We start from the raw sequence: 24,020 nt of genomic DNA on the forward strand, positions 1-24,020 counted from the left end.
GTGGGTGTATCTTATCAGACCCGGCACATAAGGTGCAAGCAAGCAGCGCCTTTACGGGGATTTTCCGCGGTAATACTCAAGTAACATATTGTTATATAAGTATTAGAAGTTTTTCGTGGTATCTTGAATGGACCTTGTATCAAGCAGGAGGTCTGCATGAACCCAAGCGAAACCGAATTGATGCTCAAGGGGTACGGGCTGACAACGGCTGAGTTTTTCTATCATATGCCCGACTATATCCACGTCTTGAACACGTTCATCTGGCAGGATTACGACCTTGCGCCGGATCATCCGAAACTGTTCAAATTCATCGACTTCTGGCAGCGCGAAATCGAAGGCCCGCTGCATTCGGTCAAATTCACCCATCGCAAAATGATCGCACCGGGTGAGTGGCGCAACATGGTGGGCGAGTTTCGTGTGAACTGAGCGAGAGGCAGGTACGAGTTCCGTTGGTGCATGCTCTTCAATCATTGAAGCGAAATGGTCGGCGCGTGTCTGATGATCCGTCCGAAGCGAAATCAGGAATTCCTGAATCGTTCAGCCAGAGCAACTGGCACCGCCCAGCACGCAGAATTTGGCACAATGGGGGTGGTTCAGGTGAACGTCAGCCTCGGATTCGGCCAGAGAATGCCCCATCTCGAACTCCGACTCGTAGGGCAGCAGGGTGCAGGCCAACACGGCAGGCCGGTCAGCGCCTTTCCGTTTCACCACCATGCGGGCGCTGGCGCACATCAATGCATCGGGTGATTTGTTCAGTATTCCCCAGCAAGCCGTTGTAATCTCGGGAACTTCGACAGTTTCGTCCATTTCCGGGAACAGGACGGTCCGAGCCGGGTTATGCGGGTCAATGTCAAAGCCGTGCTCTGTAAAGAATGCGGCATAACCCGCGCGACTTTCCGTGTCAGACTCACCCCAAACGGTGCGCCCGGCAACAGCCATGTTAAAGCCGTGATCGCGCAGCCACTTCATACCCGTCAGGGTTTTTTCAAAGCTCCCCTTGCCGCGTTCAAGGTCGTGCAGTTCTGCGCGGTAATGATCGACGGAAACACGCAGGGTCAGCTTGTCATTGAAAGTCTTTTGCAATGCCAGTAGCCCGTCGCGCACCTTGCGGCGCATCATCGGGGCCATCGCGTTGGTCAGGATCAGAACTTCGTATCCACGCTCCAGCGCGGCGCGGGTCATATCGATCATCTCGGGGTTCATAAAGGGCTCGCCGCCCGTAAAACCGATTTCACGCACTGGCCAATTGCGGGCTTCGATCTGATCCAGGTAGTCACGAACCTCGTCCGCAGTGATATAAACCAGTGCGTCATTGGTCGGGCTGCTGGCGATATAGCAGCTTACGCATTCAATATTGCACAGCGTGCCGGTGTTGAACCACAGGGTCTGAGGGTTGGTCAGGGAAACCTTTGCGCGGGTCTGGCCATCGGCCGTTACCAGTTTACGCTGAAACTTGCCGATATTGGCAAGCTGAGGGGCGTTGTCTTTCATTCCCGCATCCGGTTCGTTGAAGTCATCAAACTGATCTAGCCCTTTGTCGCGGATTTGGTAAGTCTGGTGCAGGGGTTCTGACAGAGTTTTGATCAACAAGATTTATTGAGCTTTGGTTGCGCTAACATTGGACATGCCGGAAGGGTCAGGGTAAGGACAACTCATGGTTTCACGTGTCATCCCTGTTGATCCATTTGATCTGATCATTTTCGGCGGCACCGGTGATCTGGCGCAGCGTAAGATCCTGCCTGCGCTTTTCCGTCGGTATTGTGCGGGTCAGTGGCACGAGGATGCCCGGATTATCGCAGCGGCGCGCGCCGGTCACACGGCGGACGCCTTTCGTAAGATGGTTGCTGAGTCGCTGCAACGGCACGCTTCGGAACGCGCCCGGGATTCGCAAGCCCTGACCGGGTTCCTGCAACGGGTCGACTATGTATCGCTGGATGCCTTGACGACGGAAGGTTGGGATGTACTGGGTGAAAAGCTCTCGCCCGACCGGGTTCGCGCTTTCTATTTCTCGGTCGGTCCCAGCCTGTTCGGGCCATTGGCCCAGCGGGTTAGGGCGTATGATCTGGTGACAGAAGAAACCCGCATCGTGGTCGAAAAGCCGTTTGGACATGATTTGGCAAGCGCGCGGGACTTGAATGCCACGTTGGCCGCGCATTTTAATGAAAATCAGATCTACCGGATCGACCATTATCTAGGCAAAGAAACCGTCCAGAATCTGATGGCGGTCCGCTTTGGCAATATGCTGTTCGAACCGCTGTGGAACAGCCAGTATGTCGACCATATCCAGATAACGGTTGCGGAAACTGTCGGTATCGCAGGACGCGAAGATTATTATGAGCGCGCGGGTGCGATGCGGGATATGGTGCAGAATCACCTGATGCAGCTGCTCTGCCTGATTGCGATGGAACCTCCAGCCAAGTTCGATCCTGACGCAGTTCGGGATGAAAAGCTCAAGGTGATCCGGGCGCTTAATCCGGTTGAACCGCATCACATCGTGCGGGGGCAGTTTGCGGCCGGATCGGACGGGCCGGGATACCGGGACTGCGTTGGCAACCTGCGATCAACCACCGAAAGCTATGTGGCGTTAAAGGCCCATATCAGCAATTGGCGTTGGGCAGGTACACCGTTCTACCTGCGCACCGGCAAGCGTCTGGTGGCGCGCTCGTCGGTGATCAACGTGATGTTCAAGGACGCGCCGCACTCGATTTTCGGGGAAGAAGCGGGGCGTCACGCCAACACGTTGTCGATCCGGTTGCAGCCGAATGAGGGGATCACGCTGAAGGTGACGATCAAGGAACCGGGGCAGGGCGGGATGCGTCTGATCGATGTTCCCTTGGACATGAGCTTTGCCGAAGCCCTCGGCCCCGAAAATCAGGACCCGCCAGATGCGTATGAACGCCTGGTGATGGACGTGATCCGTGGAAACCAGACCCTGTTCATGCGCGGGGATGAGGTTGAGGCCGCCTGGGCCTGGACCGATCCGATCATCGCCGGATGGTTGGCGCGCGGGGACGTGCCGAAGCCTTATGACAGCGGCAGCACGGGGCCGGGCGACGCTGAACTGCTAATGAAACGTGATGGACGCCACTGGCAAGGGATAAAGCCATGAAAATTCAGGAATATGCTGATCGCGAAATGCTTGCCATCGACGTGGCCAACGTGTTGGCGGGCGATCTTGAGGCCGCATTGCTGCACCATGATACCGTTGCAATGGCCGTCCCGGGGGGAACAACTCCGGGCCCGGTATTTGACAGCCTGTGTGCCGCCGATCTTGAGTGGGATCGTGTGCGTGTGTTGCCAACGGATGAACGCTGTGTGCCAGCGGATCATGACCGCTCTAACGAGCGTTTGATCCGCGAAAGGTTGCTGACCAGCCGGGCCTCTGTGGCGCAATATATTCCGCTTTATGTCCCTGGTGCAGAACCTGAGGCAGCGTTGCCCGAAATCGAGTCGCTGATTGCGCCGGTATTGCCATTGTCGGTGCTGGTACTGGGAATGGGTGAAGACATGCACACGGCCTCATTGTTTCCGGGGATGGAAGGGCTGGAGGAAGCTTTGCGCAGTGATGCACCTACGTTGATCGTTGCCCGGACCGAAGTGCAGCCAGAGGCACGAATTTCCCTGACCGCTCCGGTCCTAGACGGGGCGCTGTCGAAACATCTGATCATCTATGGTCAAGCAAAGCGCACCGTTCTTGAAAAAGCTATGTCGCTACCGCCGGAAGAGGCACCGATCGCCGCAGTTCTTGGTGGCATGACCGTACACTGGGCGGAGTAAGGCAATGCATCTGGATGCTTTGAAAACACTGGCTCAGTCGAAAAGTGACCGTCGTATCCTTGACCTGTTTGCGGCAGATGCAAACCGGGCTGAAGCTTTTTCAGCCTCAACCGGGGATATGGTCTTCGACTACTCAAAAACGCAGATTGATGATGCGGTGCGATCCGCGCTCGTTCAATTGTGTGAAGTGGCTGATCTGGCGTCTCGGCGTGATGCGATGTTTGCGGGCGAGAAGATCAACGAGACCGAAGGGCGCGCGGTGTTGCACACGGCCCTGCGCAACCTTGATGGCGGGCCGGTTGAGGTGGACGGTCAGGACGTTATGCCCGAGGTTCTGGACACGCTGCAAAGGATGCGCGTGTTCGCTGAAGAGGTGCGTGGCGGCGCCATCGCTGGGGCGGGGGGCAACTTTACCGATGTGGTCAATATCGGCATCGGCGGGTCAGACCTTGGCCCGGTCATGGCCACGTTGGCGCTGTCACCTTATCACGATGGGCCACGGGTGCATTACGTCTCGAACGTGGATGGGGCGCATATTGCGGACACGTTGCGGCAGCTTGATCCAACGCGCACGCTGGTCGTTGTCGCCTCAAAAACCTTTACCACAATCGAAACGATGACCAATGCGCGCACCGCCCGTGCGTGGATGTCCGAAGGCGGGGGCGATCCGACGCGTCAGTTCGCTGCCGTTTCCAGCGCTTTGGACAAGACGCAGGCCTTCGGTATTCCCGAGGCGCATGTTTTTGGTTTCGCCGATTGGGTCGGTGGGCGTTATTCGGTTTGGGGGCCGGTCGGCTTGCCGGTCATGATTTCGGTTGGTTCAAAAGCTTTTGACGCGTTTTTGCGTGGCGGGCAGGCGATGGATCTGCACTTCCGCTCGGCTGACTGGGATGAAAACATGCCTGTGATGCTGGCCTTGGTTGGCATCTGGCATCGACAAGTTCTGGGGCATACCAGTCGTGCGGTGCTGCCTTATGACCAGCGGCTTTTGCGTCTGCCCGCATATTTCCAGCAGTTAGAAATGGAATCGAATGGCAAATCCGTGGCGATGGATGGGTCGTCCTTGACCATGCCTTCAGGACCTGTCGTCTGGGGTGAGCCGGGCACCAATGGACAACACGCGTTTTACCAGCTGATACATCAGGGCACGGATGCCATTCCCTGCGAATTCATGGTTGCGGCCGAGGGGCATGAACCAGAACTGACCCATCACCACCGTCTGCTTTTGGCCAATTGTCTGGCGCAGTCCGAGGCCCTGATGCGTGGCCGTTCGTTCGAAGAAGCGCGCCAACGCATGACGCAGCAGGGGTATCTGGGTGATGAACTGGACCGGCAGGCCCGGCACCGGGTTTTCCCCGGCAATCGTCCCTCGACAACATTGATTTACCCCAAACTCACACCGTTTGTGTTGGGTCAGATTATTGCGCTTTATGAACACCGGGTGTTTGTCGAAGGCGTGTTGCTGGGCATCAACTCTTTCGACCAGTGGGGGGTTGAGCTGGGCAAGGAACTGGCCAATTCGCTTGGCCCCATCGTGGATGGCGAAGAAAGCGCCGAGGGCAAGGATGGGTCGACCGCAGCATTGGTCGCCTACGCGCTGAAACACCGGGATTAGGCGACGGGATGTATTCCGCTACCGGTGTGGGCTGCATTCTCTTATTGTCAGACAATTAAATGATTGGCAGGGTTCCTTCTAGGAAACGGCTGGACTGACGTGACGGGGAACACCCCTGCCTGTCAGTGCCAGACGGAACAGGCAGGGGCCAGGCAAGGTCCCGCCCATGACGGGAGGATGTCCATGCTGGGACAGATGATGACGCAGCCTTTGCTGATTTCGTCGCTGATTGATCACGCACAGCGCTACCACGGTCAGACTGAGATCATCTCGGTCGAAACGGATGGAACTGTGACCGAAACCAATTGGTCCGAGATAGCCGTGAACGCCCGGCGTTTGGCGTCGGCCCTGACGCAGCTGGGTCTGGAGCCGCAGGACAGGGTCGGGACGCTGGCCTGGAATAATCGTCGCCATCTGGAGATCTATTATGCCACCTCGGGTGCGGGATATGTCTGTCACACGGTCAATCCGAGGCTTTTTCCTGAACAACTGACGTATATCATCAACCATGCTCAGGATCGGGTGTTGTTCTTTGATGCAACCTTCGTCCCGCTGGTTGCCGCTTTGCACGGTGCGCTGACGGATGTTCGCCATTTTGTTCTGATGGGCCCTCGCAATGATGACGCTGCAGCAAAGATACCCGACCTGAAATTTTATGACGAGCTGATCGAAACCGGTGACGCGGCCTTTGATTGGCCTGAGCTGGATGAAAACACCGCGTCAGGGCTGTGTTACACGTCGGGTACAACCGGCCATCCCAAGGGGGTTCTTTATTCCCACAGATCGACGGTCCTGCACAGTTTCGCGTCGAATACGCGCGACGTGATCGGCTTTTCGGCGATGGATGTCGTGATGCCCGTCGTTCCTATGTTCCACGTTAATGCATGGGGCTCGCCTTATGCCTGCGCCATGTCCGGATCGCGACTGGTTTTACCCGGCCCGGATTTGCATGGCGAGGCGCTGGTCAATCTGATCGACACCTATGGCGTGACGCTGGCCATGGGGGTGCCAACCATCTGGCAGGGACTGTTGGCGCATGCGGCCAAATGCGGGACGAGTTTGAAAAGCCTCAAACGGACCGTGATTGGAGGTGCCGCTTGCCCACCTTCGATGATGGAGACTTTCCGGAATAAATATGACGTAGATACGGTACATGCGTGGGGAATGAGCGAGATGAGCCCACTTGGTACGGCCAACTACCCATTGGCCAAACATCTGGTGCTGCCGCTTGAAGAACAACACCTTATCCGTCTGAGTCAGGGCCGGCCTCCTTTCGGGGTTGAACTGAAAATCGTGGATGATGACGGCAAAGATCTGCCACATGACGGTGAAACGCAGGGCGATCTGATGGTGCGAGGGCATTGGGTACTGGACAGCTATTTCCTGATGCAGGATCAGGATCTGTTGCAAGACGGTTGGTTCGCCACAGGCGATGTCGCAACGCTGGACGCCGATGGTTACATGACCATCCGGGATCGATCCAAGGACATCATCAAGTCCGGAGGGGAGTGGATCAGCTCGGTCGAACTTGAAAACATCGCTGTTGCGCACCCGAAACTGGCAACCGCAGCCGTAGTCGGTGTTCCGCACCCGAAATGGGACGAACGGCCGTTGCTTGTCGCTGTAAGGGCCGAGGGTGAGAATCCAAGCGAAGGGGAGCTTCTGGACTTCTTCGAAGGGAAAATCGCCAAATGGCAGATTCCGGACAAGGTTGTCTTTGTTGACGCGCTGCCGCTGAACGCAACCGGAAAGGTGCTGAAACGCAACCTGCGTGCGGATTTCAAGGATGCCCTTGGGGGGTGAGACGCGATCTGGCGGGGTGAATTGGCTCCGGCGGTAGGGATCGAACCTACGACCAATTGATTAACAGTCAACTGCTCTACCGCTGAGCTACGCCGGAACGGTCCGCGCCGTATAGCAACCGGAGTATCCGGCGTCCAGAGGGCGGTCATCATTTTTTTCAACGAAAAAGCCTCAGAATACCGATGTGGTTTCTAACCCTGAAAAAGATTGAATATTGGGAAATTTTGGCTCCGGCGGTAGGGATCGAACCTACGACCAATTGATTAACAGTCAACTGCTCTACCGCTGAGCTACGCCGGAACTGAGGGGCGTATAGCAATCCGGATTCCCGGCGTCCAGAGGTTAAGCACGCGAACTTAAATTTTTTTTCGGGCGTCAAGGATCTCTGCGAAAAGTTGCGGTGGCAGATAGTTCGCCGTGTGGTGACACTTGTTTTTTTCCAGTCAGATCAACGAGGTGGGCAAAAACGTTCCGCTCTGCGGCTGGCAGCAGGGTTGCGGGTGTGTCGGTGTAGATACGCTTGGCCAATTGCCGCGCCGTTCCGTCTGCATCCCCCAAGGCAGTCAGAATCTGAGCTTCGCGGTTTTGCCTGTGTCGGATCAGCCAGTCCAATCGCGCGGCAGGGTCTGAAATTGGCGCACCGTGGCCCGCGTGAAAAACCGACCAGTCGCGCGCGCGCAGGCGGTGGCAGGCTGTCATGAAATCAGTCAGGTCTCCGTCCGGTGGCGACACCAGCGAACTGGCCCATCCCATCACATGGTCGGCGGTGAAACAGGTATCCTGCCATGCCAGGGCAATGTGGTTTCCCAGATGCCCCGGAGTGTGAATAACCTCAAGCTGCCAGTCATCGCCCAAGATGACCTCACCATCCGCAACCTCGACATCCGGGCGAAACGCGGTGTCGATGCCTTCGCCACCTCCAGCCAATCCACGCGCTGCAAGGGTCGTCATAACTGCGCTGCGACCGGCTTCGGGGCCACCAAACGCGTAGATCGCAGCCCCCGTTCGGGCGGCTAGGGGTGCCGCCAAGGGTGAGTGATCCAGATGGGCGTGCGTGACGACTATGTGGCTGATTCTCTGACCAGGTTGCAGTTCATTCAGGATCGCGTTCAAATGCTCTTCGCATGCGGGGCCGGGATCAATGACGGCAATGTCGCGATCGCCTAGCAGATAGGTGTTGGTGCCGCGATAGGTCATCGGTGACGGGTTGGGGGCCAGAATGCGCCGCAGACCCGGTTGCAATTCTGTCGCAACACCAGCGGGTGGATTGAAATCGTCAGGTGCCTGCATTCTGTGCTCTTTCTCTTGTCCGGGCAGCCCGCTAGGTTTAGCGCATGTCGACGCACTGGCTCAAACCTTATATGCCACGCAGCCTGTATGCCCGGGCAGCGCTGATTCTGGTTCTTCCTGTGATCGCGTTGCTGCTGGTTGTAGGAGTTGCCTTTCTTCAAAAGCATCTGGAAGATGTCACTGACCAGATGACGCGCGCAGCCTCAAGGGAAGTGATGCTGATCACCACCATGATGGACGGGGCCGAGACGCAGCAACAGGCATTGGCCGAAGTGCGCCCGGATCTTCTGGCGCTGGAAATGCAGGCCCGATTTCTGCCTCCCAACGAAACTCCCAAAACTGACCGTCCACGGTGGTACGACTTCATAGCACCTCAGGTCGAGGCCGAACTTCGTGCAAGGCTGCCAGAGCTGAGTACTGTTGCGTTGCCAAGCAGCCGCGAAGCGCGTTTGTATCTGGAAACGCATCTGGGGGTGCTGGAACTGACCTTCGACCGGCGCAGATTGTCGCCAGCGGCGCCGCATCAGTTGATCGTGACGATGCTGTTTTTCGCGATCATCATGACCTCGATTTCATTTCTGTACATGCGAAACCAGTTGCGTCCCATCACACGGCTGGCCGATGCGGCGCAGGCGTTTGGACGAGGGCGGAGCGTACCGTACTCCCCGGGCGGTGCCATCGAGGTACGCGCGGCGGGGAATGCGTTTCTGGATATGCGGTCACGGATCGAACGTCAGATCGAACAACGGACGCTGATGTTGTCCGGCGTCAGCCATGATCTGCGCACACCTCTGACGCGCCTGAAGCTTGGACTGGCCATGCTGCCCGAGGACGAGGCACGACCTTTGTTACAGGACGTGGCGGAAATGCAGTCCTTGGTTGATGCATTCCTCGAATTCTCGCGCGGGGCGTCCGAAGGATCGCCTGAGGAAATCAATCCGGCTGAGTTTGTTCGACAGATTGTAGATGACGCGACACGAGCCGGGCATCCGGCCGAACTGGTCGCTGTCGAGGGGCAGGGAACGGCAATGCTGCGCCCAATGGCCGTTCGGCGGGCCGTTGAAAACCTGATCGGAAATGCCGTGCGCTACGGCAGCCGGGCTGAGGTCAGCCTGTCGCTGAATTCCAAGTCGCTGCGCATCCGTGTCGAAGATGATGGCCCCGGAATTCCCGCAGAGCAGCGCACAGAGGCCGTCAAACCCTTTACGCGGCTCGACCCTGCGCGCAACCAGAATCAGGGCAGTGGCGTGGGTTTGGGTTTGGCAATCGTGGCGGATGTTGCAAGGGCCCATGGTGGCACCCTGAGACTGGCCAAAAGTGAACGCTTGGGCGGTTTGTGCGCGGATATCATTATTGGCCGGTAAACTGACACCTTTACCGGTTCAAACCTGCGCCAATTTGATTATTTGTGCGTCTGGATTCCCGCGACAAGACTTTGGAGCATTTCAGCAAGACCTGTCACCCAAGGACGCTTTGATCGATACTGGAAATCTGCGAACTGGACCAATGCCTTTGAATTCGAACCGCGTTTGGACAGGTTGCACGGGACAGGATGAATGCTTGTTGTCAAAAATGCAAACAAAACCAGTGAGATGTGCGGGGTGTTCAAGGCAAGTGGCGGTGATTTGGTAGGCCCGGAGGGACTCGAACCCCCAACCAAAGCGTTATGAGCGCTCTGCTCTAACCAATTGAGCTACAGGCCCGCCTAGGCGCATTGCGTATCACGGTGAACAGCCGCGTCAAGCCTGACCGTTGCAACAAACGCCACAATCGAATAACCCGCCCGCAAAGCATTCAAAAGGAACTGGCCATGACAGCGGGCAAGAACGGAATCACCTATGCCGATGCAGGCGTGGATATTGACGCGGGCAATGCTCTGGTTGACCGGATCAAACCCGCAGCAAAGCGAACCAACCGCCCCGGCGTGATGAGCGGTCTGGGCGGTTTCGGCGCACTGTTCGACCTGAAAGCTGCCGGGTACCAGGATCCCATTCTGGTTGGTGCCACGGACGGGGTTGGTACAAAACTGCGAATTGCGATCGACACCGGCGTCGTGGACGGGGTTGGCATCGATCTGGTGGCCATGTGTGTCAATGACCTGATCTGTCAGGGGGCCGAGCCCTTGTTCTTTCTCGACTATTTCGCGACAGGCAAGTTGGACACAGACACGGCCGCGCGGATCATTGAAGGAATTGCCGAAGGGTGTGCGCAATCCGGCTGTGCTCTGATTGGTGGCGAAACTGCCGAGATGCCCGGCATGTACCCTGATGGCGATTTTGATCTGGCCGGGTTCTCGGTCGGGGCAATGGAACGCGGCGCTGACCTGCCTTTTGGGGTCCAGGCGGGGGATGTGCTGCTTGGTCTGGCGTCGAACGGAGTGCATTCCAACGGGTATTCACTGGTACGTAAACTCGTCGAACTGTCTGGTCTGGGCTGGGATGCACCGTGCCCCTTTGGTGAAGGTTCATTGGGCGAGGTGCTGCTTACGCCGACGCGCCTTTATGTCAAACCGGCCCTGTCCGCGATCCGCGAAGGTGGCGTTCACGCGCTGGCCCATATCACCGGTGGCGGTCTGACCGAGAACCTGCCGCGCGTATTGCCGGATGGGTTGGGGGCCCAGATTGATCTGGGCAGTTGGCAATTGCCGTCTGTTTTCAACTGGATGGCGCAGACTGGTGGTATCGCGGAAGCTGAGATGCTCAAGACCTTCAACTGTGGCATAGGTCTGATCATGGTGTGCGACCCGGATAAGGCCGATCAGCTTTCGACCTTGCTGGCCGAGGCTGGCGAGACGGTGGCGCAGATTGGTACTGTCACCGAAACGCCCGGAGTTGCCTATTCGGGCAAACTGCTGTGAGCCACAAGCGCGTCGCGATCCTGATTTCGGGCGGCGGGTCCAACATGGTGTCGCTTGTCGACAGCATGACCGGTGATCATCCGGCGCGGCCCTGTTTGGTCCTGTCCAACGATGCGCAGGCGGGCGGGCTGAAAAAAGCTGCGGACCGTGGCATTCCGACCGCAGTGGTCGATCACCGGCCATTCAAGGGCAATCGCGCAGCCTTTGAGGCTGAGTTGCTTAAACCCTTGGAAAACGCGCGGCCGGATATTGTCTGCCTGGCCGGGTTCATGCGGGTCCTGACCGCGGATTTCGTAACCCGCTTTCAGGGGCGAATGTTAAACATTCACCCTTCATTGCTGCCCAAATACAAGGGGTTACACACCCACGCCCGCGCAATTGAAACGGGCGATACGGAACATGGCTGCTCGGTCCATGAGGTGACAGCGGCGCTGGATGATGGCCCGATTCTGGGTCAGGCGCGTGTGGGTATCGAACCAGCGGATACCCCGGAAACTCTGGCTTCAAAAGTTCTGATCCGGGAACATGAACTTTATCCAGCGGTGCTGCGCCGCTTTGCCGAAGGCAACAGGTCACCCGTTCTCATGCCGTGAGGTTCCGAGGGTGATTTACACTCGCCTGAAAATCGTCCTATGGTCGTCGGTATCGCTTGGGGGCGAGGGAATTTACGGGCACTCACAAGAGCAAGAGCAAAACTAGTACGGCGCATGAAAACTCTGACGACGACGCAAGAACTGGCCGATTTCTGCAAGGCGGCCGCAAGCTATCCATATATCACAGTCGATACCGAGTTTCTGCGCGAGCGGACCTATTATTCGAAACTGTGCCTCGTGCAACTGGCGCTTCCCTCTGATGATGAAGACAGCGCGGTTCTGGTTGATCCGCTGGTTGATGGCCTGTCTCTCGAACCGCTGTATGAGCTTTTCCGAAACGAGAACGTGGTCAAGGTGTTCCACGCCGCGCGTCAGGATCTTGAGATATTCTGGGTCGAGGCCGGTGTGTTCCCCAACCCGTTGTTTGACACACAGGTCGCCGCGATGGTCTGCGGGTTTGGTGAGCAGGTCGGCTATGAGACGCTGGTGCGGAAGATCTGCAAACAGGGCGTCGACAAGACTTCGCGGTTCACCGATTGGTCCCGCCGCCCTTTGACAGAGGCGCAGAAAACATATGCACTGGCGGATGTGACGCATCTTCGCAGGATCTACGAATATCTTTCCGCGGAACTCAAGAAGACGATGCGCAGCCACTGGGTGGCTGAAGAGCTGCGTACGCTGACGCAGCCTGCCACGTATGACATTCGTCCCGAGGAGGCCTGGAAGCGGGTCAAAACGCGAACGAATTCGGCCAAGTTCCTGGCTGTTGTACGCGAGCTGGCGCAGTTCCGCGAAAGGTATGCGCAGGAACATAACGTGCCGCGCAACCGGGTGTTCAAGGATGATGCTTTGATCGAACTGGCGTCGACCAAGCCCAAGACAATCGCCGATCTCGGTGGATCACGCCTTTTGCTGCGCGAGGCGCGCAAAGGCCCGATTGCCGAAGGTATTCTTGCTGCGGTGACGAAGGGCACAAAATGTCCGCAGGAAAATCTGCCGAAGATCGACAATTCCCGGGATAACCTGAAGGTCAACCCGGCTTTGGCCGACTTGCTTCGGGTTCTGCTGAAATCCAAAACTGAAAGCTCAGGCGTTGCGGCCAAGCTGATCGCAACAAGTTCCGAATTGGACCAGATTGCCGCTGGCGAACGAGAACTGCCCGCGATGTCGGGATGGCGTTACGAGGTCTTTGGGGAAGACGCACTAAAGCTGTGCGAGGGGAAAATCGCGCTGGCGGCCAAAGGGCAGGCGGTCAAGGTCGTCTCGCTTTAGCGGCGATTACCGCCGCCGCGATTCCAAAGTATTCTGTTGCCCGACAACACGGATCAGACGAATGCCTTCAAGATCCTGGGTCGAGACATTAATGGCATCCGACACCATTCTTGTTCGTTCAGATCCTTGCGGGGTCTCTGTGCTGGGGTAATTCACGCGGAATACAAACTCCAGAATTCCCTTTTCTTTGTTTTCTTCTGAATTAACCGTAACCAAGCGTGCGTTATAGGCACCCTGCCGAAGCGCGGTGCCAGAGGAATAGATGATCGCGCCCGACGGAATTGGCTCGATCCGCAGCTCATCGATTTTGGCGATTGGAATGCTGGTATCTTCGGCGTCTGGGCGCGAAAACAGGCCTCTTCCCTCTCTTGTCTTGGGAACCAAAGCATCGGCGGCATTTGGGTCCAACGGCGTTTCAGACTTCACAGACCGGCTGGAGCCAAACCAGTTTGACGGATTCACCCGCGAGTCGCGCCAGCTGCCGCAGGCAGTCAGGGTCAGCATGGCGATGATAAGAACGGACAGAGACTTTTGCATGGACCCACTGCTTTTCACACGAATTCAGACAATGGGTTAGCGTAATTTCTTCGCGTTGAAAAGCCACAGCTGGGGCTGGACAGCAGGTGGTCGTCGGCATAGGTCACATTGTGATTTCAACGAAAGGATCACTGCGCCATGGCCACGCCTGCCTTTGAAGACATTGTCGAGGATTTCGAGTTTCTCGAAGACTGGGAAGACCGGTATCGCCATGTCATCGAACAGGGCAAGGCGATGGAGCCTTTGGATGACGCGTTGAAAGTTCCGGCGACAAAGGTTCACGGCTGTGCCAGTCAGGTCTGGCTGCATCCGATGATCGAAGCAGGTGTGTTCAAATTTGATGGCGACAGTGATGCGCTGATCGTTCGCGGGCTGATCGCCGTGCTTCGGTCCCTATACAACGGACTGCCGGTGACCGAGGTGCCGCAGGTCGATGCGGCGGCAGAACTGGCCCGACTGGGCTTGAACGATCATCTGTCAGCGCAGCGGTCCAATGGATTGCGGGCCATGATCGAACGCATCCGCCAGGTCGCGCAGGAAAACGCCTGAGGTCACTCGGGGCGGTTTGCCCAGTCTGACAAAGTGGTTTCCAGATCACCGTAGCCGGTGAAACGCCGTTCGAACGCCAATCCCATGCGATCCGCGCATTCCCGTGCGCGTTCGGTCAGTTTCGGATCGTCGATCTGGGCCTGATAGATCAGCCTGGTGTAATTGCCGAAATACATGTCCCGCAGTTCCGGGTGGCGATCCAGACCCAGTGGTTTCCAGACAAATGCGTCGAACTGGCGGGCCAGAAAATCAGTCAGGTAGAAGGCAGTTGTTTCGTCCTCGCCGCGTTCCTGAAAGGCCTGATTGCCTTCGAAGAACGAATAGCAATGAGGGCCTTTTATCATCTCGACGCCCAGTTTATCGCAAGCGGATTGCAGCAGACCTCCGGTTCCGCAATCGGCGTAAACCACATAGATTTTTTCGAACCTGTCGCGGTGTTTGGCCACGCTGTCTTCAACTGCTTGGGTGATCCGTTCCGGGTGAACATGCAGGATTGCAGGCAGGCAGGTCAGCGCCATGTGATCCCAGCCGTTGCGCGTTTTGATATCCAGAATTTCGCGCGCAAGCGCCCCACAGGCGATCAGCAGGATGCTTGCGTTTTCCACGCCGTCATAGCCTTTGGTCGTCAGGCTTGCATCATCTGGTAACGTATCGCTTGGCATGGATCGGCATCCTTATGGGCTCATGGCACAAGAGAATGAAAACAGCTTGCAGGCAAGCCTTCTTCCGACATCTCGTGTCAGGCTGCCGACGTTCGTGTTTCGAATGCCGATAACAGAGGCCAAGCGGGCGGGCCGTAGGCGACAGTACCTTGCTTTGATATCTCGGGGAACAAGGACAGGATCTCTTGTCGGGCTGACTGTTCAAGGGCGTTCCAGCTTTGGGCACCGGGATGAAAGCTCTCGCTCAGGCAGCCTTCCGACCAGAGCAGCTCATGCTGATCAAACAGAATGTGAATGTAGGTTACGACCCCGCCGGGTTCGAGGATGATGTCATGTCCGTTGATCAGGTGTTTGGCGGGGGCCAGTGCTTCGTTTTGGCCGGTATGCAGTTCCAGGCGCCAGCTCTGGATCAGCATCCTGTGTTGCTGCGACACCAGAAGATCGCGGGTGTTCCCAAGCGCGCCTGCCTTGAACAGGACCGGCGCGAACGCGCCAACCGCCTGAACCCGCCGCAGCCCGACCCAGCGCACCGTTTGAAACCCGTGATCAAGGGTTTCCACCCAGTCTCCGGGGCGCAGCGTTTCCACTGGGCGTTCCCCTTTTGCGGGTTCTGATCAGCGTGCTAGAGGTAAAGCAGGGGACCAGATCCCAGTGTTCACGGCTGGACACCATGCCTGAATATCGATTGCCAGCAAGGCTGTTGAAGGTGATCGAATGTATAGGCCCCGCTTCCAGAGCGGCTTGATCTGCATTGGCCGAGAACTCAGGCACCAAATATGTGTTGCCATCCACATCCTGCGCGACAACGGCAGTAATGTTTGCACTTGTGCCGTCGAAAAAAATGACGGTGGCGTGGTACACTGATGTGACATCAAAGGTTTGCGGCGCGCCGCCGTTGATCGAAAACCGATCATTGGCAGACATGATGTTCATGTCATAGGCAGAGCCGGAGTTTCCAACCACGTTCCACGTCACGCTGTTATGCGCCAGCGGCGCGTCCGCGTGACCGAAGGTTTGCCCAACCAGGGCAGAGGCGTTTTCGGCGACATTGTTGCCCTCGGCGATATCGATATCGGCAAGTTTGCCCAACGAAATGGCTGTGAAAGACTGCGGCACGGAACCCCCGAAACTTGGACGTTTCGGTTTTTAACCGCACTTTCGTTTACAAACGGATAAACTATACACCTCATGAAGGGGCGGAGCGCTAAAACGAAAAAGACCGCCCGAAACGGGCGGCCTTTTAAGAAAAACCTTAAAAGTCTTAGCCAGCCAGTTGGTTGTGCTTGCGGCCCACGAAATCCTTGGCGGTTTCCACTGCAACCGCAGCGTCACGGCAGTAGGCGTCTGCACCGATGGCTTTGCCGAACTCTTCGTTCAGCGGCGCGCCACCGACCAGAACAATATAATCGTCGCGCACGCCCTGTTCGACCAGGGTGTCGATAACGACTTTCATGTAGGGCATCGTGGTGGTCAGCAGGGCGGACATACCCAAAATGTCGGGCTGTTCCGTTTCCAGTGCTTCCAGGTAATTCTCGACCGGGTTGTTGATTCCCAGATCGACAACCTCGAATCCTGCACCTTCCATCATCATCGACACAAGGTTCTTGCCGATATCGTGGATGTCACCCTTCACGGTGCCGATGACCATCTTGCCAACACGCGGAGCACCGGTTTCGGCCAGCAGCGGCTTGAGGATCGACATGCCGCCTTTCATCGCGTTGGCTGCCAGCAGAACCTCGGGAACGAACAGAATGCCGTCGCGGAAGTCATGGCCCACAATGGTCATGCCGCCAACCAGAGCTTTGGTCAGGATGTCATACGGCGTCCATCCGCGTTCCAGCAGGATATTGGTGCCTTCTTCGATCTCTTCTTTCAATCCGTCATAGAGATCGTCGAACATCTGATCGACCAGTTCGTCATCATTCAGTTCGGACAGGACGATATCTTCTTCGTCGGACATGGGGTATTCCCTGTGCTGGGCGGGCCATCGGCCCGTGGTGGCATTTTTTCCGTTTTGGCCAAAACGTCGCATTCTGACTGTGACGATTGCGACGTTGGTCGTTTCGGGACCGACCTATATGCCAAAAATGGCACCGGCTCGATTGAAAAGTCTGCAATATTATCCTGTTTATTTTTCATCAATGCTTCCCGGTTTCTTCGCGGTGCTGGCTTGCACAGGATTCGTTTCAGGCTTATCGTGAGATAGGAACAAAAAGGGAACATATGTGCCGTGAGCATCGGGCATATCATCAAAGCAAGGGGGGTGACGTCCAATACGACCGGGCGGTTTGAACGGTTTGCAACGCAGGCTGTTGATGACGGGTGGGACATCGATGAAGACTTGCCGCCCTTGCGAACCGAGACGCGGGATGAGGTGGCGCGCAGTGCTATCACCTATAACCGTTCACCTGATTTGCCTTTTGATCGTTCGATCAACCCATATCGGGGGTGTGAGCATGGCTGTGTCTATTGTTTCGCCAGACCAAGCCATGCCTATCTGGGCTTGTCCGCAGGACTGGATTTCGAAACCCGCCTTATTGCGCGCCCCAACATGAGCATCGTTCTGCGCAAGGAACTGTCGGCAAAGTCCTACAAGGTCGCCACGCTCGCGATCGGGACAAACACTGACCCTTACCAGCCCATCGAAAAAAACCGCCTGATTACAAGGTCGTGCCTTGAGGTCTTGCAAGAATTCAACCACCCGGTCGCAATCGTGACCAAAGGAACATTGATCGAGCGTGATCTGGATATTCTGGCTGACATGGCCAGCCGGGGATTGGCGCGGGTTGGTATATCGCTCACCACGCTGGATGCAGGTCTGTCCCGGCGGATGGAGCCTCGCGCACCGTCTCCGGCGCGTCGGTTGCAGACGATCAGAGCGTTGACCGATGCGGGCGTTCCGGTTCGCGTGATGACCTCGCCTATTGTGCCTGGGCTGACAGATCATGAGTTGGAGAGCCTGTTGGACGCTGGAAAAGAGGCGGGCGCAGATGCGGCAAGCTGGATCATGTTGCGATTGCCCCGCGAAGTCTCTCATCTTTGGCAGGACTGGCTGGCAGAGCACGAACCCGCCCGTGCAGAAAAGGTCATGTCCAAGCTGCGTGAAATGCATGGCGGGCGCGACTATGATCCGCGCTGGGGGCACAGGATGCGGGGTGAGGGGGAATACGCCGAGCTCATCGCCCTGAGGTTTGCTAAAACCTGCAAAAGACTGGGGCTTTCGATCAAATCCGCTCCGTTAAGATGCGGCCTGTTTGCAGTTCCGCCGCAACCCGGGGATCAAATGAGCTTGTTCTGAAACCAAATACCCAACCGTCCGCTGCTTCAGTATCGAAAGCAAAAGACCCCGGTTTAACCGGGGCCTTCTGGATTTATTGCGTGCTTTGATGGATCAGCGGTTTTCGATGTCCACGTAATCGCGCAGCGTCTCACCCAGGTACAGCTGACGCGGGCGGCCGATCTTGTTCTGTGGATCTTCAATCATTTCTTTCCACTGGCTGACCCAGCCAACAGTCCGCGAAAGTGCAAAGATTGGTGTGAACATTGAGGTCGGGAAACCCATCGCCTCGAGGATGATACCCGAATAGAAGTCAACGTTCGGGAACAGTTTTTTGTCGGCGAAATACGGGTCTTCCAGCGCTTCGCGTTCCAGCTCTTTAGCAACTTGCAGTTTAGGGTTGTCTTCAATGCCCAGCAGATCCAGAACCTCGTCGGCCGACTGTTTCATCACCTTTGCGCGTGGGTCAAAGTTTTTGTACACGCGGTGGCCAAAGCCCATCAGGCGGAACGGGTCGTTCTTGTCTTTGGCACGGGCGATGAATTCGGGAATGCGATCTACGGTGCCGATCTCTTCCAACATTTCCAGACATGCCTGGTTGGCGCCACCATGGGACGGCCCCCACAAGCAGGCAATACCAGCGGCGATGCATGCAAACGGATTTGCGCCCGATGACGACGCCAGACGCACGGTGGACGTTGACGCATTCTGCTCGTGGTCTGCGTGAAGCGTTAAGATACGGTCCATCGCGCGGCTGAGGATCGGGTTGACCTCATATTCTTCGGCAGGAACGCTGAAACACATGCGCAGGAAGTTCGACGCATAATCCAAGTCATTGCGCGGATACACGAAGGGCTGCCCCGTGTGGTATTTATAAGCCCATGCGGCGATTGTCGGCATTTTGGCGATCAGGCGATGCGAGGCGACCTCGCGCTGATGCGGGTCCGCGATATCGGTCGAATCGTGATAGAAGGCCGACATTGCGCCGACAACACCGACCATAATGGCCATGGGATGCGCGTCGCGGCGGAAACCACGGTAGAAATACTGCATCTGCTCATGCAGCATGGTGTGTCGGGTGATCGTGGTTTCGAATTTCTCCAGATCTTTTGCGACCGGCAGCTCTCCGTAGAGCAGCAGATAGCAGACCTCAAGAAAGTGCGATTTCTCTGCCAGTTGGTCGATCGGGTAGCCACGGTGCAGCAACTCGCCTTTTTCACCATCGATAAAGGTTATTGTGCTGTCACAGCTTGCGGTTGAAGTGAAACCGGGATCATAGGTGAATACCCCTGCCTGACCGTAAAGCTTCCGAATATCAATGACATCCGGACCGGCGGTCGGGGTATGAACCGGCAACTCATACTCTTTGCCGTGAACGGTCAGAGTGGCTGTTTTGTTGCTGTCTGTCATGGTTATCCCTTCTTCATTCATACGCATGCCAAAGAAACCTCGGGCAGTGCGGGCAACGACTGCGCGCTTTCGCGCAGTCCGGGTGTTAGCGGAGCAGCGTTACCCGTTTATGAAATTCGGGTTATTTCGCTGCTTCTGAAAGCCGCGCCAGGGTTTCATCCCGTCCCAGCACAAGCATCATGTCAAAAACCGAAGGCGTGACGGCCCGACCAGCCAAGGCGGCCCTGAGTGGGCCAGCCAGCTTGCCGAACGTGAGCTCCTTTGACTCGGCAAAGGAATTCAGGGTCTCCTCCAGTTCGTCTCGAGACCAGCTAGCATTTTGCAACTGCGGCGTCAATTCTTCCAGTATACCGTCGGATACAGATGCCAGCGCCTTTGCGGCTTTCTCGTCGGGAACGATTGGGCGTTCCGTCAAGGCAAAGTGAGCCTTTTCAAGGAGTTCAGGAAAAGTCCGCGCCCGATCCTTGAGGCAATACATCGCACGTTCCAAATCACTCGATTGTGAATCTGTCAGGGGTGGTAAAGCAGCTGCGGCCAGGTAGGCTCCGATTTCATGCCGCAACGCAGCATCCTCAGAAATGGCGATGTGTTGACCACACAGGTTTTCCAGTTTTTTCAGATCAAACCGGGCAGGGCTTTTGCCGATGCCGTTCAGATCAAACCACTCCTTTGCCTGTGCATCAGTAAAGAATTCATCGTCACCATGGCTCCAGCCCAGACGGGCCAGATAGTTGCGCATCCCGGCGGCAGGATAGCCCATGGCCTGATACTCCTGCGCGCCAAGCGCGCCATGGCGTTTGGACAATTTCTTACCGTCTGGCCCGTGGATCAGCGGAATATGGGCCCAGACCGGAACATCCCAGCCCATTGCCTCATAGATCATCATCTGGCGCGCCGCGTTATTGAGGTGGTCATCGCCGCGAATGACATGGGTAACACCCATATCATGATCGTCGACCACCACTGCCAGCATGTAGACCGGTGTCCCGTCGGAACGCAGCAGAACCATGTCGTCCAGTTGGTCGTTGCGAATGGTCACGTCGCCCTGAACCTGATCGCGGATCACTGTTGTACCGTCCTGCGGAGCCTTGATGCGAATGACAAATGGCAGTTCGGGAAGAGCCGAAGGATCAGCGTCACGCCAGGGGCTGCGGAACAGGGTCGACTTGCCCTCGGCCCGCGCCTGTTCCCGAAAGGCGGCAATTTCGTCCTGCGTCGAGAAGCATTTATATGCCTTTCCCTCGGCCAGAAGCTGGTGCGCGACTTCGGCATGCCGGGCAGCTCCTTCGAACTGGCTGATTACATCGCCATCATGATCCAGTCCCAGCCATTCCATACCCTGAAGGATCGCGGTGGTTGCCTCGGGGGTCGAGCGCTCCCGGTCGGTATCTTCGATCCGCAGCAGGAACTTTCCACCACGTCCGCGGGCATAAAGCCAATTGAACAATGCGGTGCGTGCGCCACCGATGTGCAGAAAACCTGTGGGCGAGGGGGCAAAACGTGTGACGACCTGTTCGGACATGTTGAGGATTAACCTTTTGGTAACCGTATCTGGCATAGTTTGACGCCTGTCTAACGAGCCCGAAGGACGGGGGCAACCATGCGTGTTCTTGCACGGGTCGAGGCCGCGCTGCTGCACCAGACAGGGTACCTGTTTCCGTGGACGCCAGTCATGCTGGCAACGGGGATCGGTCTCTATTTCGGTGCCCGGAGCGAGCCTGGCTGGCCGGTATACGCTGGTCTTTCTTGCTTGTTCCTGGCTCTTGTCGTCCTGAGCCGCCGGCTGCCACCGGGGATGGGAGCGTTAGCGACCGGGGGGGCGCTGATTGCGGTCGGTGTCATACTGGCGGGCACTCGCGCCCATATGGTGGCAGAACCGGTTCTGTCCTGGCGGTACTATGGCCCTGTCGAGGGGAGGGTCGTCGCCATGGATCGGTCTGCCTCGGATGCGTTGCGGTTGACGCTCGATCAGGTGCGCGTAGGGGACGTACCGCAGGAGCGCAGGCCGCAACGCATCCGTCTTTCTGTTCATGGCGCAACAGACCCTTTTGCGCCTGGGCAACGGATCATGACCACAGCGCATCTTTCGCCGCCGCAGGGCCCGGTTGAACCTGGCGGGTTCGATTTTCGTCGCCATGCCTGGTTTCAGGAGCTGGGTGCGGTCGGGTATACCCGCGTTCCTGTATTGACGATTGCGCCAGTCAAGGACGGTATTGGCGGTGTTCGAATTACCGCAATCCGAATGGCCATATCGCAGCGAGTGAAACAAATCCTGCCCGGAGAAATCGGTGGGTTTGCCGCTGCCGTCACCACAGGTGATCGCAGTGGTATGGGGCAGGAGACGCTCTTGTCCCTGCGCGCGTCGAACCTGGCGCATTTGCTTGCCATTTCCGGGCTTCACATGGGGTTACTGACGGGTTTTGTTTTCGTGGCCTGCCGTATTGGTTTGTCACTGATCCCCTTCGTGGCGCTGCGGTTACCTGTCCGAAAAGTTGCGGCTGTGCTCGCGCTGATCGCGGCGACGATTTATTTGCTGTTGTCCGGCGGGAATATCGCAACCGAACGCGCCTATGTCATGGTCAGTGTCATGCTGGGGGCCGTGTTGATCGACAGGCGCGCGATCTCGTTGCGTGCGGTTTCCGTTGCTGCGCTGATCGTTCTGGTTCTTTGGCCCGAGTCGCTGCTGAGTCCGGGGTTTCAGATGTCCTTTGCGGCAACGACAGCCCTGGTTGCCGTCTTCGGCGCATTGCAACAGGTGGGTCCGTTACCCGGCCCGAATTGGTTGAAACCGATTGCTGGTGTGGTGATGTCCTCGGCGATAGCCGGGCTTGCCACGGCCCCAATTGGCGCTGCGCATTTCAATACGATGTCTCACTATGGATTGCTGGCGAACCTTCTGTCCGTACCCGTCATGGGCTTATTAGTTGTGCCTGCGGCGGTTGTCGCCGCACTGGCCGCCCCATTTGGATTGGAGGCTTTTCCGCTGACCGTTATGGGCTGGGCGCTGCATTGGATCTTGGGGGTGTCAAACTGGGTGTCGCACCTGGACGGTGCTCAGGGTTTCGTAGTTAGCCCGCCCTGGTATGTATTGCCACTTGTTGCTGTTGGTGCTTTGTGGCTGGCCTTGTGGCAAGGGCGCGCGCGTTGGTACGGTGTCGGGCCCGTCGTTCTGTCATTTCTGCTTTGGAACTCGGGCCACAGGCCAGATGTTCTGATCGCAGAAAACGGGGGGTTAGTCGGCGTGATGACCGCTCAGGGCCGGGCTTTGAGCAGAAGCAAAGGCAGCGGGTTTGTTGCCAGCGTCTGGCTTGAGAATGACGGTGACGGTGCCGATCAGATCGCGGCAGCAGGCAGATGGCCGGACAGCAGCACCGTTCAGCGGTACCCATATCAGGATATGGAAATCATCCATATCTCGGGCAAAAAGGCCGCGCACGCGTTCGACGAATGCAAGAACAACCAGATCATTGTTTCGACAGTTGCGCTGACCCTTGAGGGAGCGTGCGCCGTCTTCGATCCGGATCACCTGACCGAAACCGGCAGCCTGTCATTGTCGGACGGAAAGTTGACTTCAAGCGCGGAACTGACAGGTCACAGGCTCTGGTCCCCGAAGCCCGTCGGGGACCGTCGTTTGAATCCGGATCAATAGGTTCGGATCAGACCGACTAGGCGACCCTGAACCTTGACCTTTTCTTCAGGTAGAACGCGCGTCTCATAAGCCGGGTTGGCCGCTTCGAGAGCAATAGCGTTGCCGCGGCGGAAAAAGCGTTTCAGCGTCGCTTCCTGATCTTCTACCAGTGCAACCACGATATCTCCGTTATCAGCAGTCGCGGTTTCGCGGATGACAACCACATCACCGTCATTGATGCCCGCGTCGATCATCGAGTCACCGCGAACCTCAAGCGCATAGTGCTGGCCTTTCCCGGAAACCATGGGGCCGGGGACCGCCACGTGATGTGACACGTGACTGATCGCTTCAATAGGGACACCCGCCGCGATCCGGCCCATCACCGGCAATTCCAACGCGTCCACCGCAACCGGTTCAATATTGGCCGGGCGGGGGCCTTTGGGCCGGTCACCTTTGATCACGCGGGGTGAAAATCCGGCAGTTGGTTCACCGCCAAGGCTTTCAGGAAGTTTCACAATTTCAATCGCGCGGGCACGATGCGCGAGGCGACGGATAAAGCCGCGTTCCTCCAGCGCAGTGATCAGCCTGTGGATGCCGGATTTCGACCGCAGGTCAAGCGCGGCCTTCATTTCATCGAAACTGGGCGGAACACCGTCCGCCTGCACGCGTTTTTGGATGAATTTCAACAAATCCAATTGCTTCTTGGTCAGCATTGCTCACACCTCGTCGCTCATGCGTTTTCTTTTGTTC

22 protein-coding genes and 3 tRNA genes are annotated in these 24,020 nt (G+C 57.1%); 12 read left to right on the forward strand and 13 right to left on the reverse strand.

All coding sequences use genetic code 11. From position 1 onward, the window contains the following. Positions 1–156: 156 nt before the first annotated feature. Positions 157–426, forward strand: a complete 270-nt coding sequence (locus ACR0JI_RS02160; protein WP_267366492.1) for an usg protein — start codon at positions 157–159, stop codon at positions 424–426. Between the two features lie 111 nt (positions 427–537). Here ACR0JI_RS02160 and ACR0JI_RS02165 read toward each other — a convergent pair whose 3' ends face one another. After that, entirely contained in the window at positions 538–1,491 is a 954-nt protein-coding gene (locus ACR0JI_RS02165) for a radical SAM protein (protein WP_480493079.1), read from the reverse strand. A gap of 163 nt (positions 1,492–1,654) precedes the next feature. On the opposite strand from ACR0JI_RS02165, the gene zwf reads away from it, so the two are divergent. The 4 genes from zwf to ACR0JI_RS02185 all read left to right on the forward strand — a co-directional run bounded on the left by zwf (position 1,655) and on the right by ACR0JI_RS02185 (position 7,195). Next, on the forward strand, positions 1,655–3,109 hold the full coding sequence (gene zwf, locus ACR0JI_RS02170; protein WP_480473004.1) for a glucose-6-phosphate dehydrogenase: 1,455 nt from the start codon (positions 1,655–1,657) through the stop codon (positions 3,107–3,109). Next, positions 3,106–3,777 carry a 6-phosphogluconolactonase gene (pgl, locus tag ACR0JI_RS02175; protein WP_480473002.1) on the forward strand — a complete coding sequence of 224 codons (672 nt, stop codon included), beginning with the start codon at positions 3,106–3,108 and terminating at the stop codon, positions 3,775–3,777. The genes zwf and pgl overlap by 4 nt, the downstream gene beginning before the upstream one ends. 4 nt (positions 3,778–3,781) lie before the next feature. Further along, on the forward strand, positions 3,782–5,392 hold the full coding sequence (pgi, locus tag ACR0JI_RS02180) for a glucose-6-phosphate isomerase (protein ID WP_480493080.1): 1,611 nt from the start codon (positions 3,782–3,784) through the stop codon (positions 5,390–5,392). A 183-nt stretch (positions 5,393–5,575) separates the two neighbouring features. After that, complete coding sequence (locus ACR0JI_RS02185) at positions 5,576–7,195, forward strand: long-chain-fatty-acid--CoA ligase (RefSeq protein WP_480493081.1); 1,620 nt, start codon at positions 5,576–5,578, stop codon at positions 7,193–7,195. A gap of 22 nt (positions 7,196–7,217) precedes the next feature. Here ACR0JI_RS02185 and ACR0JI_RS02190 read toward each other — a convergent pair. The 3 genes from ACR0JI_RS02190 to ACR0JI_RS02200 all read right to left on the reverse strand — a co-directional run bounded on the left by ACR0JI_RS02190 (position 7,218) and on the right by ACR0JI_RS02200 (position 8,485). After that, positions 7,218–7,292 (reverse strand) — tRNA-Asn (locus ACR0JI_RS02190). 128 nt (positions 7,293–7,420) lie between these two features. Beyond that, a tRNA-Asn gene (locus ACR0JI_RS02195) sits at positions 7,421–7,495 on the reverse strand. 75 nt (positions 7,496–7,570) lie between these two features. After that, positions 7,571–8,485: an MBL fold metallo-hydrolase gene (locus ACR0JI_RS02200; protein ID WP_480493082.1), complete on the reverse strand. Its 915-nt coding sequence runs from the start codon at positions 8,483–8,485 to the stop codon at positions 7,571–7,573. A 44-nt stretch (positions 8,486–8,529) separates the two neighbouring features. Here ACR0JI_RS02200 and ACR0JI_RS02205 point away from each other — a divergent pair, with 44 nt between their 5' ends. After that, complete coding sequence (locus ACR0JI_RS02205) at positions 8,530–9,849, forward strand: ATP-binding protein (RefSeq protein ID WP_480493083.1); 1,320 nt, start codon at positions 8,530–8,532, stop codon at positions 9,847–9,849. Between the two features lie 262 nt (positions 9,850–10,111). Here the strand turns inward: ACR0JI_RS02205 and ACR0JI_RS02210 are convergent. After that, positions 10,112–10,188 (reverse strand) — tRNA-Ile (locus ACR0JI_RS02210). Between the two features lie 107 nt (positions 10,189–10,295). Between ACR0JI_RS02210 and purM the strand changes: the two genes are divergently transcribed. From purM to rnd, 3 genes are all read left to right on the forward strand, one after another. Further along, positions 10,296–11,342: a phosphoribosylformylglycinamidine cyclo-ligase gene (gene purM, locus ACR0JI_RS02215; protein WP_480493084.1), complete on the forward strand. Its 1,047-nt coding sequence runs from the start codon at positions 10,296–10,298 to the stop codon at positions 11,340–11,342. Then, on the forward strand, positions 11,339–11,935 hold the full coding sequence (gene purN / locus ACR0JI_RS02220) for a phosphoribosylglycinamide formyltransferase (RefSeq protein WP_480472990.1): 597 nt from the start codon (positions 11,339–11,341) through the stop codon (positions 11,933–11,935). The genes purM and purN overlap by 4 nt, the downstream gene beginning before the upstream one ends. 114 nt (positions 11,936–12,049) lie before the next feature. Continuing rightward, positions 12,050–13,207, forward strand: a complete 1,158-nt coding sequence (gene rnd, locus ACR0JI_RS02225) for a ribonuclease D (RefSeq protein WP_480472988.1) — start codon at positions 12,050–12,052, stop codon at positions 13,205–13,207. 6 nt (positions 13,208–13,213) lie between these two features. Here rnd and ACR0JI_RS02230 read toward each other — a convergent pair whose 3' ends face one another. Then, positions 13,214–13,744 carry a hypothetical protein gene (locus ACR0JI_RS02230; protein ID WP_480493085.1) on the reverse strand — a complete coding sequence of 177 codons (531 nt, stop codon included), beginning with the start codon at positions 13,742–13,744 and terminating at the stop codon, positions 13,214–13,216. 138 nt (positions 13,745–13,882) lie between these two features. Between ACR0JI_RS02230 and ACR0JI_RS02235 the strand changes: the two genes are divergently transcribed. Further along, complete coding sequence (locus tag ACR0JI_RS02235; RefSeq protein ID WP_480472984.1) at positions 13,883–14,293, forward strand: SufE family protein; 411 nt, start codon at positions 13,883–13,885, stop codon at positions 14,291–14,293. A gap of 2 nt (positions 14,294–14,295) precedes the next feature. On the opposite strand, the gene ACR0JI_RS02240 is transcribed toward ACR0JI_RS02235, so the two are convergent. The 4 genes from ACR0JI_RS02240 to ACR0JI_RS02255 form a co-directional block, all read right to left on the reverse strand. Further along, positions 14,296–14,955: a DUF1638 domain-containing protein gene (locus ACR0JI_RS02240; protein WP_480493086.1), complete on the reverse strand. Its 660-nt coding sequence runs from the start codon at positions 14,953–14,955 to the stop codon at positions 14,296–14,298. Positions 14,956–15,032: 77 nt separating this feature from the next. Beyond that, on the reverse strand, positions 15,033–15,542 hold the full coding sequence (locus ACR0JI_RS02245; protein ID WP_480493087.1) for a Hint domain-containing protein: 510 nt from the start codon (positions 15,540–15,542) through the stop codon (positions 15,033–15,035). Beyond that, complete coding sequence (locus tag ACR0JI_RS02250) at positions 15,502–16,071, reverse strand: hypothetical protein (RefSeq protein ID WP_480493088.1); 570 nt, start codon at positions 16,069–16,071, stop codon at positions 15,502–15,504. The genes ACR0JI_RS02245 and ACR0JI_RS02250 overlap by 41 nt, the downstream gene beginning before the upstream one ends. A 145-nt stretch (positions 16,072–16,216) precedes the next feature. Next, complete coding sequence (locus tag ACR0JI_RS02255; protein ID WP_209503809.1) at positions 16,217–16,915, reverse strand: corrinoid protein; 699 nt, start codon at positions 16,913–16,915, stop codon at positions 16,217–16,219. A gap of 270 nt (positions 16,916–17,185) precedes the next feature. Here ACR0JI_RS02255 and ACR0JI_RS02260 point away from each other — a divergent pair, with 270 nt between their 5' ends. Beyond that, on the forward strand, positions 17,186–18,253 hold the full coding sequence (locus ACR0JI_RS02260; protein WP_480493089.1) for a PA0069 family radical SAM protein: 1,068 nt from the start codon (positions 17,186–17,188) through the stop codon (positions 18,251–18,253). 93 nt (positions 18,254–18,346) lie between these two features. Here ACR0JI_RS02260 and gltA read toward each other — a convergent pair whose 3' ends face one another. Continuing rightward, entirely contained in the window at positions 18,347–19,642 is a 1,296-nt protein-coding gene (gltA, locus tag ACR0JI_RS02265) for a citrate synthase (protein ID WP_480472976.1), read from the reverse strand. Between the two features lie 121 nt (positions 19,643–19,763). Next, positions 19,764–21,164, reverse strand: a complete 1,401-nt coding sequence (gene gltX / locus ACR0JI_RS02270; RefSeq protein WP_480472974.1) for a glutamate--tRNA ligase — start codon at positions 21,162–21,164, stop codon at positions 19,764–19,766. A 78-nt stretch (positions 21,165–21,242) separates the two neighbouring features. On the opposite strand from gltX, the gene ACR0JI_RS02275 reads away from it, so the two are divergent. Beyond that, a complete protein-coding gene (locus ACR0JI_RS02275; RefSeq protein WP_480472972.1) occupies positions 21,243–23,291 on the forward strand; it encodes a ComEC/Rec2 family competence protein in 2,049 nt (682 codons plus the stop codon). Here ACR0JI_RS02275 and lexA read toward each other — a convergent pair. Then, positions 23,285–23,983 (reverse strand): transcriptional repressor LexA, encoded by a 699-nt coding sequence (gene lexA / locus ACR0JI_RS02280; protein ID WP_480493090.1) that lies wholly within the window; start codon positions 23,981–23,983, stop codon positions 23,285–23,287. The genes ACR0JI_RS02275 and lexA overlap by 7 nt on opposite strands. Between the last annotated feature and the right edge of the window lie 37 nt (positions 23,984–24,020).

It is taken from the genome of Ruegeria sp. N10 (assembly GCF_056531545.1).

What these genes read in the sequence shown, in the direction of transcription:
- ACR0JI_RS02160 (WP_267366492.1), top strand. Translation starts at nt 157, where the DNA reads ATGAACCCAAGCGAAACCGAATTGATGCTCAAGGGGTACGGGCTGACA.
- ACR0JI_RS02165 (WP_480493079.1), bottom strand. Translation starts at nt 1,491, where the DNA reads ATGAAAGACAACGCCCCTCAGCTTGCCAATATCGGCAAGTTTCAGCGT.
- zwf (WP_480473004.1), top strand. Translation starts at nt 1,655, where the DNA reads ATGGTTTCACGTGTCATCCCTGTTGATCCATTTGATCTGATCATTTTC.
- pgl (WP_480473002.1), top strand. Translation starts at nt 3,106, where the DNA reads ATGAAAATTCAGGAATATGCTGATCGCGAAATGCTTGCCATCGACGTG.
- pgi (WP_480493080.1), top strand. Translation starts at nt 3,782, where the DNA reads ATGCATCTGGATGCTTTGAAAACACTGGCTCAGTCGAAAAGTGACCGT.
- ACR0JI_RS02185 (WP_480493081.1), top strand. Translation starts at nt 5,576, where the DNA reads ATGCTGGGACAGATGATGACGCAGCCTTTGCTGATTTCGTCGCTGATT.
- ACR0JI_RS02200 (WP_480493082.1), bottom strand. Translation starts at nt 8,485, where the DNA reads ATGCAGGCACCTGACGATTTCAATCCACCCGCTGGTGTTGCGACAGAA.
- ACR0JI_RS02205 (WP_480493083.1), top strand. Translation starts at nt 8,530, where the DNA reads ATGTCGACGCACTGGCTCAAACCTTATATGCCACGCAGCCTGTATGCC.
- purM (WP_480493084.1), top strand. Translation starts at nt 10,296, where the DNA reads ATGACAGCGGGCAAGAACGGAATCACCTATGCCGATGCAGGCGTGGAT.
- rnd (WP_480472988.1), top strand. Translation starts at nt 12,050, where the DNA reads ATGAAAACTCTGACGACGACGCAAGAACTGGCCGATTTCTGCAAGGCG.
- ACR0JI_RS02230 (WP_480493085.1), bottom strand. Translation starts at nt 13,744, where the DNA reads ATGCAAAAGTCTCTGTCCGTTCTTATCATCGCCATGCTGACCCTGACT.
- ACR0JI_RS02235 (WP_480472984.1), top strand. Translation starts at nt 13,883, where the DNA reads ATGGCCACGCCTGCCTTTGAAGACATTGTCGAGGATTTCGAGTTTCTC.
- ACR0JI_RS02240 (WP_480493086.1), bottom strand. Translation starts at nt 14,955, where the DNA reads ATGCCAAGCGATACGTTACCAGATGATGCAAGCCTGACGACCAAAGGC.
- ACR0JI_RS02255 (WP_209503809.1), bottom strand. Translation starts at nt 16,915, where the DNA reads ATGTCCGACGAAGAAGATATCGTCCTGTCCGAACTGAATGATGACGAA.
- gltA (WP_480472976.1), bottom strand. Translation starts at nt 19,642, where the DNA reads ATGACAGACAGCAACAAAACAGCCACTCTGACCGTTCACGGCAAAGAG.
- gltX (WP_480472974.1), bottom strand. Translation starts at nt 21,164, where the DNA reads ATGTCCGAACAGGTCGTCACACGTTTTGCCCCCTCGCCCACAGGTTTT.
- ACR0JI_RS02275 (WP_480472972.1), top strand. Translation starts at nt 21,243, where the DNA reads ATGCGTGTTCTTGCACGGGTCGAGGCCGCGCTGCTGCACCAGACAGGG.
- lexA (WP_480493090.1), bottom strand. Translation starts at nt 23,983, where the DNA reads ATGCTGACCAAGAAGCAATTGGATTTGTTGAAATTCATCCAAAAACGC.